This window comes from Mesorhizobium sp. M0060, from assembly GCF_040323155.1.
In the GTDB taxonomy this organism is placed as follows: Bacteria; Pseudomonadota; Alphaproteobacteria; order Rhizobiales; family Rhizobiaceae; genus Mesorhizobium.
This window is the reverse complement of the sequence record NZ_JAMYUP010000013.1, coordinates 145,805-157,287: the sequence shown is the minus strand read 5'-3', so window position 1 is coordinate 157,287 and position 11,483 is coordinate 145,805. Positions and strand designations below refer to the sequence as shown.

The 11,483-nt window shown below is 64.1% G+C and carries 11 protein-coding genes and 1 pseudogene; 7 read left to right on the top strand and 5 right to left on the bottom strand.

The window, feature by feature from the left end; translation table 11 throughout:
- A pseudogene (locus tag NKJ94_RS15660) lies at positions 1-495 on the top strand (bifunctional proline dehydrogenase/L-glutamate gamma-semialdehyde dehydrogenase); the annotation flags it as partial.
- Between the two features lie 6 nt (positions 496-501).
- Here the strand turns inward: NKJ94_RS15660 and hmuQ are convergent.
- From hmuQ to NKJ94_RS15640, 4 genes are all read right to left on the bottom strand, one after another.
- Complete coding sequence (hmuQ, locus tag NKJ94_RS15655; RefSeq protein ID WP_352526204.1) at positions 502-816, bottom strand: heme-degrading protein HmuQ; 315 nt, start codon at positions 814-816, stop codon at positions 502-504.
- 66 nt (positions 817-882) lie between these two features.
- Positions 883-2,208 (bottom strand): energy transducer TonB family protein, encoded by a 1,326-nt coding sequence (locus NKJ94_RS15650; RefSeq protein WP_352526202.1) that lies wholly within the window; start codon positions 2,206-2,208, stop codon positions 883-885.
- Positions 2,209-2,211: 3 nt separating this feature from the next.
- Complete coding sequence (locus NKJ94_RS15645; RefSeq protein WP_352526201.1) at positions 2,212-2,643, bottom strand: hypothetical protein; 432 nt, start codon at positions 2,641-2,643, stop codon at positions 2,212-2,214.
- A gap of 5 nt (positions 2,644-2,648) precedes the next feature.
- Positions 2,649-4,883, bottom strand: coding sequence for a TonB-dependent hemoglobin/transferrin/lactoferrin family receptor (locus NKJ94_RS15640; protein ID WP_502904203.1), 2,235 nt, complete (start codon positions 4,881-4,883; stop codon positions 2,649-2,651).
- 199 nt (positions 4,884-5,082) lie between these two features.
- Between NKJ94_RS15640 and hemP the strand changes: the two genes are divergently transcribed.
- Genes hemP through NKJ94_RS15615 form a run of 5 tightly spaced genes read left to right on the top strand, consistent with a single transcriptional unit; the run spans position 5,083 to position 9,206 of the window.
- Positions 5,083-5,289 carry a hemin uptake protein HemP gene (gene hemP / locus NKJ94_RS15635; protein WP_352451949.1) on the top strand — a complete coding sequence of 69 codons (207 nt, stop codon included), beginning with the start codon at positions 5,083-5,085 and terminating at the stop codon, positions 5,287-5,289.
- 8 nt (positions 5,290-5,297) lie between these two features.
- A complete protein-coding gene (locus NKJ94_RS15630; RefSeq protein ID WP_352526199.1) occupies positions 5,298-6,359 on the top strand; it encodes a hemin-degrading factor in 1,062 nt (353 codons plus the stop codon).
- Positions 6,360-6,370: 11 nt separating this feature from the next.
- A complete protein-coding gene (locus NKJ94_RS15625; RefSeq protein ID WP_352526197.1) occupies positions 6,371-7,279 on the top strand; it encodes a heme/hemin ABC transporter substrate-binding protein in 909 nt (302 codons plus the stop codon).
- A 5-nt stretch (positions 7,280-7,284) separates the two neighbouring features.
- Positions 7,285-8,388, top strand: coding sequence for a FecCD family ABC transporter permease (locus tag NKJ94_RS15620; protein WP_352526195.1), 1,104 nt, complete (start codon positions 7,285-7,287; stop codon positions 8,386-8,388).
- A gap of 29 nt (positions 8,389-8,417) precedes the next feature.
- Positions 8,418-9,206, top strand: a complete 789-nt coding sequence (locus tag NKJ94_RS15615) for a heme ABC transporter ATP-binding protein (RefSeq protein WP_352526193.1) — start codon at positions 8,418-8,420, stop codon at positions 9,204-9,206.
- A 260-nt stretch (positions 9,207-9,466) separates the two neighbouring features.
- Here the strand turns inward: NKJ94_RS15615 and rirA are convergent, their stop codons facing one another.
- On the bottom strand, positions 9,467-9,928 hold the full coding sequence (gene rirA, locus NKJ94_RS15610) for an iron-responsive transcriptional regulator RirA (RefSeq protein WP_352526191.1): 462 nt from the start codon (positions 9,926-9,928) through the stop codon (positions 9,467-9,469).
- A gap of 192 nt (positions 9,929-10,120) precedes the next feature.
- On the opposite strand from rirA, the gene NKJ94_RS15605 reads away from it, so the two are divergent.
- Complete coding sequence (locus NKJ94_RS15605; RefSeq protein WP_352526189.1) at positions 10,121-11,425, top strand: DUF445 domain-containing protein; 1,305 nt, start codon at positions 10,121-10,123, stop codon at positions 11,423-11,425.
- Positions 11,426-11,483 lie beyond the last annotated feature (58 nt).

Genomic DNA, 11,483 nt, shown 5'->3' with positions numbered 1-11,483 from the left:
CGGCGCGGCACGGGGGCGGGGGCCCGCGCCAGGGCCCCGGGCTTCGTTTGCGGGCCGGGCGCCCGCCCCGGGCCGACCGGCGAGGCCAACACGCTGTCGCTTGCGCCGCGCGGGCGCGTGCTCTGCCTCGGCCCGGACGCCGATACTCTGCTTGCCCAGACGATCCAGGCGCTGGCCGCCGGCAATGCCGTGCTCGCCGTCGCACCCGGCGCGCCGGCCGCACTGTCGGCGCTGACCGGCAAGGGCCTGCCGCTGGCGGCGATCGACGGCCGGCCGGACCCGGTTGAGGCGCGCTCGCTGCGCGTCGACGTCGTCGCCTTTTCCGGTACGCCCGAGGCCGCGCGCATCGTGCGCAAGGTCATCGCCGACCGCGCCGGCCCGATCGTGCCGCTGGTCAGCGAAGTGTATTATCCGGCTGCCTATGCGCATGAGCGCGCCGTCTGCGTCGACACCACGGCGGCGGGCGGCAATGCCAGCCTGCTGGCCGCGGCATAAGCTTAGCTACGCGCCTTCGACGACTGAAAAGCCCTCGAACTGCGGATGGCCGAGATAGTGCACCTTGCTGGACCCGGCATTGCGATGCGCGGCGCGGAAATTCTCGGATTTGGTCCATGCGACGAAATCTTCGTAGCTCGCCCACACCGTATGCGAGGCGAACAGCGTGTAGCCCTCGGCCTTGTTGGCCGGGCCGCGCAGCAAATGAAATTCCTTGAAACCCCTCATCTGCGAAAGGCTGGAGTCACGGTTCTTCCAGACCGCCTCAAAGGCGCCCTCGGAGCCGTTCTGCACCTTGAAGCGGTTCATGGCTATGTACATTGGCTGTCCTTTCAGAAATGACGCCCGCAAAATCAGCCTGCTGGCAAATGGCCTTGTGGATGATCGTTACCTGATACCGAGCGGCACCTCGAACTGCCAGGCCGAGCGACCGGCTCCATCTGGAATCGGGGGAAACGGCGAAGCCCGGCGGACTGCGTCGAGTGCGGCCTTGTCCAGCGCGGCAACGCCTGAACTGCCCGTCAGCTTGGCCGACCGGACGCTGCCGTTCGAGGCGACAGTAAAGGCAACCGTGGCTGTGCCCGTGGCGCGCGTCCGTGTCGAATTGAAGGCCCGCACCAGTTTTGATCGGATCTTGCCGGGATAGTTCGTGACGGCTGCATTGCCGATGCCGGATTTTCCGCCCCTGCTGGCGGTCAGGATCTTGCCCTCCTTCTTGCCGTCGGTCATGCCGCGCGCGACATCCGTTTCGTCACGGCCGCCAGAGCCGGCTTTTTTCTTCTTGGTGTCGGCTTTGGCCAGTGCCTTGCCCGCCTTCTTGCGCAGGGCCGGCTTTTCAGCCTCGTTCGGTTCAGCTTTCCTGGCCGGCTTGTTCTTTGCGGTTGCCTTCTTCGGCTGCCTGGGCTTCGGCTTGTCCGGCTTCGGTTCTTCCGCCGCGACGACGGTCTCGGTCGTCTCGACCGTTTCGGCCGGCGCCGCGTCGGTTGGTGCCGGCGCACTCGTCTCGGCAGGCTCGGCCGTTTCGACCGCACTGACTGGCGGCGGCACGGCATTGTCGTCGGCGGGCACCAGCCCGTCTGTCGCAAGAATGTCGGGCGACGGGTCCTGGCGCGCCGGCTGGACAGGTTGCGCAGGCTCGGTCCGGTCGGCAAGAGCAGTGGTGTCCGCGGTCGCCTCGCTGATCGGCTCAACCACCTCTTTGTCGGATGTTTCCGCCGCATCGGTGACCGGCTGGAGCGTCTCCTCTGCCGCGGCCGCCTGCGCCTCGACCGTTTCGACCGGCTTGGCGTCCAGCATGGTCACCATCGTCACATTGGCCACTTCCGGGTCGTCTCCGATATCGCCGGCCGCCTGCTGCGGATCGGCGCCGAGCAGCATGTCGCCCTGCTGGTCGGCGCCTTCGATGCTTGGTCTGTCGTCCGGCAGCGTGAGGAAGGCCAGCGCCACCGCTGCGTGGAATGCGCAAGAGCAGGCGATCGCCACCGTCCAGTTGCGGCGCCGTTGCATCTGTCGCGTCTGCCGCAATGGCTCCGCAGGCACCGTCGTCAATTCGCCGTCGGCATCGGCGATGTAATTGTCTTCCGGCCTGTCGCGCGGCGAAACCCGCAGCGCCCCGCGCGGGATGGCGAAATCCGGATCGTCCGGTTCCGGCGGCAGGAAACCGGCCAACGGCCATGCGATGGTGTTTCGTGCGAATGCGGGTTCCAGTCCCAAAATTCAGACCCCGAAGGCGATGCCGGTCCTGGTCTGCGTCTTCAGCCCGCGCATGCAGGCATTCGGCTCGGTGCCGGCGCATTCCGTGGCGCTGTTGATCAACACGCGGCTGACCTTGCCGCAATCGGTGCCGGCAAGGTCGAAACGCGTCACCTTGGTCTTGCCTGCCGGCAGCTCCTTGAAATCGAGCACGGTCAGCCGGTCGACGACGCCGGCCTCGTTGAACAGCGCGATCTCGAATGCCGCCTTGGAAAGATCGGCGCCGAGATTGTTGGTGACCACGAATGTCAAGCGGCAGCCCTTGTCGGAAGGTTGCGCGCCGTTGAGCTCGAGGATCAGCGCAGGTGCATGCTGTTGTGTCCATGCCGGAGCCGCAACAAGCGACATTGCCAGTGCCGCGATCAAAAGACGAAGGGATGCCGTCACGCCAGTCATTGTCGTCAGCCTCCAAAGCGCATGGTCGCCGCCAGCTTCAGGGTGACGCCTGGCTCATAGACGACACTGGTGGTCGACGCGTTCAGCGGGTTGGCGTATTTGACGTCGAACAGATTGTCGGCGCGGAAATCGACCTTGAAATTGTCGGTCGCCTGGTAGCTGGCGAAGGCATTGACCAGCGTATAGTCCTTGGCCACCGGGTTGCCCTGCGGCTTGCCATTGTATTGCACCTCGCCACCGACGGTCAGCCTGTCCTCGAGGAAGCGAAAGCCGAGTTGCCCGGTGATCTGGGAGGAGGGGACGGTGACAAGGTCCGCCCGTTCGCCTTCATAGGAGATGGTGTGGCCATCGGTGAACGACGCCGAAAGCCCGGCAAAGCCCCAGGCTGCGTCATAGACGCCCTCCATCTCGAAACCGTGAATCTTGGCCTTGGCGAAGTTCTGATACTGGAAGCAGATCGGGATGCCCGGACCGAACAGGCAGCCGCTGGTCGGGTCGAACGGCGAGAGCGTCACGCCGTCGATGTAATCGTCGACATTATTGTTGAAATAGGCCGCCTTCAGCCGCAGCGCGTCGTCGGCCTGGATGACGCCGTTGGTGCTGTAATTGACGCCAAACTCAACGGTCTTGCCGGTTTCAGGCTTCAGATTGGGGTTGGGGAGAAACGGGAAGCTGACGCCTGACGGATGATTGCCGCTGATCAGGGTCTCCGACAGCGATGGAGAACGATAGCCTTCCGCGTAGGTGCCGTAGAATTGCAGCCCGGAAAGGCTGGCGGTTTCGAAGGGCGAAATGCCCACTGTGATGCGTGGTGACAGCCGGTCACCCGAGGTTTCGCCGACATCGCTGTCGAGCTTGTAGCTGTCGTAGCGCAACCCGGCGATGACCTCGAGCCAGTCCCAGGTGAGCTTGTCCTGGACGTAGGCGCCGGAGACGTTTCTATCGCCCGAGGGCGTGTAAAAACTGTCGCCGCCTGCCGTGCCGCCTGTCTCGACATCGTCGCCGACCCAGTCGCCGCCATAGGTCAGCTCATGCGCGATCCCAACGGTCTCGAATCTCGACGTGTTCCAGATGTCGATGCCGGAGGTGCCGATGTCGAACGTCGATTTCGAACCCGCCGGCAGAAGCACGGGCAAACCGGTGACCGGATCAAACCTGTTTTGAGGGACAAGGGTTGTCAGATCGAGCTTGGTCTTGTTGTAGGAGGCGTTGATGTGGAGATCGAGCCAGCTCTTGTCTTCATCGGTGATGTTGTAGCGGGCCGTGAAGGTATTCGCCTTCAGGTCGGCGTCGTTCACCGGCGCGCTGCCGCTGGTCTCGGTCCATCCGTCACTCGAGCCAATCCAGCCCAGCTTCAGCTCGCTGTTTTCGCTGGGGCGGATGGTCGTCTTGAGGAGGCCGCTCAAGACGTCGAAGCCGGTACCCGCTACATTGTCGCCGCCACCATCCTTGTAGTCGTCATAGTCGCGGTAGACGATATTGCCGAGCACGTCCCAATTCTCGTTTATCCGATACGCGCCGGTGGCGCTGGTGGTCCAGCCCTCACCATTGCTTTCGTAGCGCCCGGTCGCGGATGCCGCCCAGGTTTCGTCGGGCCTGAGGAAATCCTGAGCATCCTTGGTGTCGAAAAACACGACGCCGCCGATCGCCCCGGAGCCGTAAGTATTGGCGACTGGGCCGCGGATCACATCGACGGATTTGATCAACTCGGGATCGATGTAGAAGGTCGATTGCGTGCCATGATCCGAGCGCTGGAAATTCTGGCGGGCGCCGTCGACGATGACGGAGACGCGGCCGAAGTCCTGCAGGCCGCGGATGTTGATGCTGGAACTGACACGCCTTGCGTCGGCCTGAACCGCGACACCCGGCACACCGAACAGCATTTCGTTGGGCGTCGTCGCCATGCGGCGCTCGAGCTGTTCCTGATCGACATGGCTGGCTGAAGCGAGCGACTCGATCGCCGTCTCGCCTATGCGGCTGAGGATCAGGATCTTGTCGAGCAGCGTGGTACCCGCCGGGGCAGGCTTTGCCTGTTCGGGCTGTTGTGCCGGGTCAGCCTGCTGCTGGTCCGTTGCCGGTTGGGCGGCCTGCTGGGCGCCGGCCGGTGTGGCGAGCAGCGGGATCGCCGCCGCGCCGGCCAGCAATGCAGCCATTTTGCTTGCCATAGACCCCATTTTGCTTGCCGTCGACCCGCGCGCCAGGCCGCTGCCGGCCAGCCGTCCCCAATTCGCCAACCCCATGCTGCAACTCCAAAAATCCATGTTCGATGCTGGCTGGCTTGGGGCTCGCTGGCATTTTTCATCACGTCCGGCTTCTTAAATGTTGACTCATTTACTCCGGTATTGCACTGCTAGATAACATGATCATTCGAGTCAAGAATTGAATCGGCATTCACGCAGCGCCGAGCCAGATGCCCGGCACAGGAAAGGGATCGAACCAATGAACACGCACAATCCCAGCGACTTTCGCTATCGCGTCCGCCGTTCCGACGAAAATTCCGTCCGTTTCGACCGGGTCCAATCGGCCGTGAGAACGCTGTCCAGCAACACGTTGTTCCAGGGCGAACACGAGATCGGCATCGAGCATCACGGTGCGCTCTACCGGTTGAAGATCACCCGGCAGGGCAAGCTCATCCTCAACAAGTAGGTGTAGAAATGGACCAGCGCGTAAAACCCGCCCCGCACGAGATCCGGCGGGCACGGGCAGACAATTCGAAGATGCGCGAGCGCGACCTCGCTGCCCAACTCGGTATTTCGGAGGCCGAACTGGTCGCCGCGCATTGCGGCGACGGGGTCGTGCGCGTCGAGCCGCGTGTCAACGACCTCCTGACCGGCCTGGAAGCCGTCGGTGAGGTGATGGCGCTGACCCGCAATGAAAGCGCGGTGCACGAGAAGATCGGCGTCTACGACAAGGTCGTCACCGGCAATCATAATGCCATGGTGCTCGGCGAAAACATCGACCTGCGCATTTTCCCGAAGGTCTGGGCGCACGGCTTTGCCGTGGAAAAGCGCGACGGCGCCGACATTCGCCGCAGCCTGCAGTTCTTCGACGCTGCAGGTGAGGCGGTGCATAAGGTGCATCTCAGACCTGCGTCCAACCTCTACGCCTATCAGAAGCTGGTGGCCGGGCTGGAATCGCCGAACCAGGAACCGGCGGTGGCGATTTCAGCGGGAGCGGCCGACGACGAGACCGAGACGGCGGACAATCCGGCGAGCGTCGACGATCTGCGCGACCGCTGGAGCCAGCTGACCGACGTGCACCAGTTCTTCGGCATGTTGAAAACACTGAAGCTCAGCCGCCGCCAGGCGGTGCGCATGGTCGGCCAGGACTACGCCTGGCTGGTCGACAACGATGCGGTGAGCGCCATGTTCCACCACGCCGCCGCGGGCGCCATGCCGATCATGTGCTTTGTCGGCAATCGCGGCTGCATCCAGATCCATTCCGGCCCCGTCACTTCGATCAAGCCGATGGGACCATGGCTCAACGTGCTCGACGAAACCTTCCATCTGCACCTGCGGACCGACCACATCCATGAAGTCTGGGCCGTGCGCAAGCCGACCAAGGACGGCCATGTCACGTCGCTCGAAGCCTATGGCAGCGACGGCAAGATGATCATCCAGTTTTTCGGCAAGCGGCATGAGGGCGAAAGCGAGCGCGAAGACTGGCGCTTTTTAGCCGAGAACCTGCCGCGCATCCCAAGCCCGACCGCAGCCTGAGGAAAACGACGATGGTTCTTTTCTCCAGGCCGCCGCCTGTTCTGAGGTTGGCGCTCGGGCCGGCAATCGCCCTTTTCCTGGCTTTTGCCGCGCTGATGCCGGCTCAGGCCGCCGAAGGCACCGCAAGCTTCGCCGACCGCTCGAGGATCGTGGCCATCGGTGGCTCGATCACCGAGATCGTCTACGCGCTCGGCGAACAGGATCGTCTTGTCGCGCGCGATTCGACCAGCCGCTATCCGCAAGCGGCGATGGAGCTGCCGGATGTCGGCTACATGCGCCAGCTGTCGCCGGAGGCTGTGCTGTCGGTCAACCCGTCGGGTATTTTGGCACTGCACGGCAGCGGACCGAAGGAAGCAGTCGACGTGCTGAAGAAATCGAGCATCCCGTTCATCGAGGTGCCCGAGCGCTATGACAATCAAGGCATTCTCGAAAAGATCCACATGATCGGCAAGGCGCTCGGCGCCGACGCCAAGGCCGATGCGGTGGCGGCCGAGATCGAGGTGAAGCTGAAGGCAGCCGAAAACCAGACCGCGTCGATCAAGGAGCGCAAGCGCATCCTGTTCGTGCTGTCGATGCAGGGCGGCAAGCTGCTTGCCTCCGGCAGCGACACCGCCGCCGACGGCATCATCAAGCTTTCGGGCGGTGTCAACGCCATCGACGGCTTTGCCGGCTACAAGCAATTGTCGGACGAGGCCGTCATCACCGCCGGGCCTGACGTGATCCTGATGATGAACAATGCCGGGCCAGCCACGCCGGATGACGACTTGTTTTCGAACCCTGCCGTGGCTTCGACGCCGGCGGGTGCTGCCCGCAAGCTGATCCGCATGGACGGCGGCTACCTGCTCGGCTTCGGCCCGCGAACGGCTGACGCCATCCACGACCTCGCCGTCGCGCTCTATGGCGGCCAGGTCGCGGATTGAGCGCGATGGCCGATCATTCGATCGCCGGTGCGGCGGGGATTATCGCGACGGCAGCCGAGGGTGACCGTTCGCGGCGCGCCCGCCTCGTCATCCTGCTGCTCTGCGTCGGGCTGGCTATCGCCGTGCTGTTGTCGCTGACCTCCGGCGCATCCGATGCCTCGGCCATCGGCGTCATGCACGACTGGCTGTTCAGCGCGCTGCCCGGCGACGTAGCGTTGAGCGCCCGCGACCGCCTGATCATCCATGACATCCGTCTGCCGCGCGTCATTCTGGGTGTGTTGATCGGCGCATCGCTTGCCGTGTCCGGTGCCGTCATGCAGGGGCTGTTCCGCAATCCATTGGCCGACCCCGGCTTGATCGGTGTTTCGGCGGGATCGAGCCTCGGTGCGGTCGCTGTCATTGTGCTTGGCTCGACCATGCTGGCGCCGCTGACTTCGGCGCTCGGCACCCTGGCTCTGCCGCTGGCTGCATTCTGCGGCGGTCTGACAACGACATTGCTGCTCTATCAGGTCGCGACACGGCAAGGCCGGACCTCGGTCGCCACAATGCTGCTCGCCGGCATCGCGCTGGCGGCGCTTGCCATGGCGCTGACCGGCATCCTGATCTTCATGGCCGACGACCGGCAATTGCGCGACCTGACCTTTTGGCAGCTCGGCTCGCTGGGCGGCGCAACCTGGCAGAAGATCGGCTCGGTTGGACCGGTCATCGTGCTGGCGCTGGCGGCAATGCCGTTCCTGGCACGCGGCCTCAACGCGCTGGCGCTCGGCGAGGCCACCGCGGGCCATCTCGGCATCCCGGTGCAGCGGCTGAAATACACCGCGATCGTCGGCGTCTCGGCAGCGGTCGGCGCGTCCGTTGCCGTCAGCGGCGGCATCGGCTTCGTCGGCATCTTCGTGCCGCATTTGCTGCGTCTGCTGATCGGCCCGGATAACCGTTACCTGCTGCCGGCATCGGCGCTGCTCGGCGCGGCGCTGCTGCTTTTGGCCGATGCGGTCGCCCGCACCATCGTGGCCCCGGCGGAATTGCCAATCGGCATCGTCACCGCGGTCGCCGGCGCGCCGTTCTTCCTGTGGATCCTGCTGCGCAAGCGCGGCGTCATCGACCTGTGAAAGGGGCTTTTCATGATCGAAGTGCGGGCATGATTGAAGCGCGCGACGTCTCGGTGGCGATCGGCGGCAAGCGCATCGTCGCCAATGTCGATTTCGAGGCGCGGCCCGGCGAAATCGCGGCCATCGTCGGCCCCAATGGTTCGGGCAAGACGACCTTCCTCAGAGCACTGTCCGGCGATCTTGCTTATTCGGGAGAGGTCACCATCAACGGCCGCAATCTATCTGCGATGAAGCCAGTCGAGGCGGCGACGGTGCGCGCGGTGCTGCCGCAGGCGACGACGCTGTCCTTTCCATTCACGGTGCGCGAGATCGTCAGGCTCGGCCTGGTCGGCGGGCGTTCCGGCGTGCTGCCCGGCGAGGACCAGCGCCTGCCCGAGCGGGCGCTGGCGCGCGTCGACCTCGACGGCTTTGCCGGCCGCTTCTACCAGGAGCTGTCGGGCGGCGAGCAGCAGCGCGTGCAGCTTGCCCGCGTACTCTGCCAGGTCTGGGCGCCGGTGCTCGACGGCAAGCCGCGCTATCTGTTCCTCGACGAGCCGGTGTCCAGCCTCGATATCAAGCACCAGCTGATCATCATGGACATCGCCCGCGATTTCGCCAGAAGGGGCGGCGGCGTGGTCGCCATTTTGCACGACCTCAATTTGACGGCGCTGTATGCCGACCGGATTTTCGTCATGCATCACGGCAGGCTTGCCGCTACAGGCTCGCCGCAACAGGTGCTCAGCGACGAGCTGATCGAAAAAGTCTTCGATTGCCGGCTGAAGGTCGGCGTGTTGCCGGCAGGAAACATGCCGTTCGTATTGCCGCAGTCGGCAGCTTAGGCCTGTTGATATTCAACGGACCTTCAACCGCGCGCGCGCTTCGTGCTTTGCGCGCCTTGTCGAAGTCGGCGCCGCCCCTCATTGCCCTGCCGGGCATTTCTCCCCGTATAGTGACGGGAGAAAGGGCTGGCCGCAGCCTTGGTGCCTTTCCTGCAACGTTGGTGAATTGGCGAAACGGCTGATGACAGCGCCCCTCTCCCCCTCACTATGCGGGGAGAGGATGCCGGCAGGCAGGTGAGGGGCAGCGCCGAGGCCAAAAATCAGGCAGCGGGCGCCCTTTGCACCAGCATGTCGATGCCGAGCAGGTGTCGCACATTCGGGCGCGCCGCCACCAGGTCGGCGATCGTATAGCGCGACAGCACGGCGAAGAAGGCGTTGAGCGCCTCGCGCAATGCCGAATTCAAGGCGCAGCTGTCAACCAGCGGACATTCGGCGGCGTCGTTCTCGAAGCACTCGGCCATGGCAAAGCTTTCCTCCGTCACCCGCACGACGTCGAACAGGCTGATCGTTTCGGCCGCGCGGCCGAGCCTGACGCCGCCATTCCTGCCGCGCACGGTTTCGATCAGCCCGTGCTCGACCAGCGGCTGCAGGATCTTGAACAGGAAAAGTTCCGAGACCGAATAGGCGGCGGCGATCTCGGGGATGCGGCTCAACCGTTCGGTATTGGCGGCGCAATACATCAGAATGCGCATGGCGTAGTTGGTCTGACGGGTAAGCCGCATTGTGTCCTCACATAACAGTGGTTGCCGTCAATATGGCCCATAGTTTGGAACAATTCCAGACTGGCGCTGCATAATAGATGAATACCTTCGTCAAGTTTGTGTGCGCGATTGTGCACACCGCGAGCCAGCGGCGCGCTTTCGGGCGGAGGCGACACTAGATAAGTTCGCATAATCGATCAGGAGCGGCCCATCATGTCACGACCAGCCCCGGTTCTTGCATCCGTCGCGGCCGTCCGGTTCGACGCCGACGCCGATGCCAAGCTTTCGGCGCTCAGGCGCACCAAGTTCGTCGCCACCGCCGCACTTGCGTTTTGCGTGCTGGTCTTTGCGGTGGCGAAATCGCTTGAAAGCCGCCATGCGTGGCTGGGCTTCGTCGCCGCCTTCGCCGAGGCGGCGACGATCGGCGGGCTGGCCGACTGGTATGCGGTGGTGGCACTGTTCAGGCGGCCGCTCGGCCTGCCGATCCCGCATACGGCCATTATCCCGGAGAACCAGAACCGTATCGCCGACAATCTCGGCCGCTTCATCGAGGTCAATTTCCTGGCACCGGAGCCGGTGCGCGAAAAGCTCGCCGAAGTCGATTTTTCCGCGCTGGTCGCGGACTGGCTGGCCGACCCGAACCGCGCCGCCGATCTGTCGCGTTTCGTCGGCCGGCTGGTGCCGCAGACGCTGGCGGCGGTCGAGCAATCCGGGCTGCGCGGCTTCGTCACCAGCCGCATGCTGGAGCAGATCGAAAAGGTGCCGCTGGCGCCGCTCGCAGCCGAGCTGCTGTCGGCGCTGACCGACGACCGCCGTCACCAAAAACTGTTCGACGAGTTCACCAAGGTCGTCGGCCGGTTCTTGAGCGACGAGCAGGCGCTGGCGACGATGCGCGAGAAAATCCGCGAGGAACTGCCGTCGCTGTTCAACCTGTTTCGCGCCGACGCCTATCTGTTGAAGAAAATCGTCGCGTCCGCCGGCTCACTGCTCGACGAGGTGCGCGCCGATCCGCACCATCCAATGCGCGCCGAATTCGACCTTTTCGTCGGAACCTTCGTCGAGCGGCTGAGGACGTCCAAACAATATGCCCGACGGGCCGAGAAGCTGAAGCGCGATTTCCTCGCCCGGCCGGAGCTCAGGGCGCTGGCCGGCGATATGTGGGACAGCCTGCGGCTGTTCATCGAGCAGGACGCCAAGGCGCCGAATTCGATGATTCGCGATCATCTCGCCACCATGTTCGTCGAGGTCGGCCGCCATCTTGCCGACGACGCGCAGATCAGGGCCGACATGAACCAGGGGTTCATCGTGGCGCTGTCCTCCTTCGTCGAAAGCCAGAAGAGCGGCGTGTCGAAATTCATCGCCGACCAGGTCAAGCGCTGGGACCTCGCGCAACTGACAAGGCTGATCGAAATGAATATCGGCAAGGACCTGCAATATATCCGCTTCAACGGCATGATCATCGGTGGCCTTGCCGGGCTCGTGCTCTACACCGCCGAACGGCTGTTTCTTGTCGGCTGACTCGCCCGAATGGACCGTGGAGCTTCGCTGCACTATTCTCCCGTGCAGTGGCGGCGTT

Excerpts from the sequence above, each read along its gene's own strand:
- hemP (WP_352451949.1), top strand. The coding sequence starts at position 5,083 with ATGAACACGCACAATCCCAGCGACTTTCGCTATCGCGTCCGCCGTTCC.
- NKJ94_RS15620 (WP_352526195.1), top strand. The coding sequence starts at position 7,285 with ATGGCCGATCATTCGATCGCCGGTGCGGCGGGGATTATCGCGACGGCA.
- NKJ94_RS15615 (WP_352526193.1), top strand. The coding sequence starts at position 8,418 with ATGATTGAAGCGCGCGACGTCTCGGTGGCGATCGGCGGCAAGCGCATC.
- NKJ94_RS15625 (WP_352526197.1), top strand. The coding sequence starts at position 6,371 with ATGGTTCTTTTCTCCAGGCCGCCGCCTGTTCTGAGGTTGGCGCTCGGG.
- NKJ94_RS15630 (WP_352526199.1), top strand. The coding sequence starts at position 5,298 with ATGGACCAGCGCGTAAAACCCGCCCCGCACGAGATCCGGCGGGCACGG.
- NKJ94_RS15645 (WP_352526201.1), bottom strand. The coding sequence starts at position 2,643 with ATGACTGGCGTGACGGCATCCCTTCGTCTTTTGATCGCGGCACTGGCA.
- NKJ94_RS15640 (WP_502904203.1), bottom strand. The coding sequence starts at position 4,883 with ATGGGGTTGGCGAATTGGGGACGGCTGGCCGGCAGCGGCCTGGCGCGC.
- hmuQ (WP_352526204.1), bottom strand. The coding sequence starts at position 816 with ATGTACATAGCCATGAACCGCTTCAAGGTGCAGAACGGCTCCGAGGGC.
- NKJ94_RS15605 (WP_352526189.1), top strand. The coding sequence starts at position 10,121 with ATGTCACGACCAGCCCCGGTTCTTGCATCCGTCGCGGCCGTCCGGTTC.
- rirA (WP_352526191.1), bottom strand. The coding sequence starts at position 9,928 with ATGCGGCTTACCCGTCAGACCAACTACGCCATGCGCATTCTGATGTAT.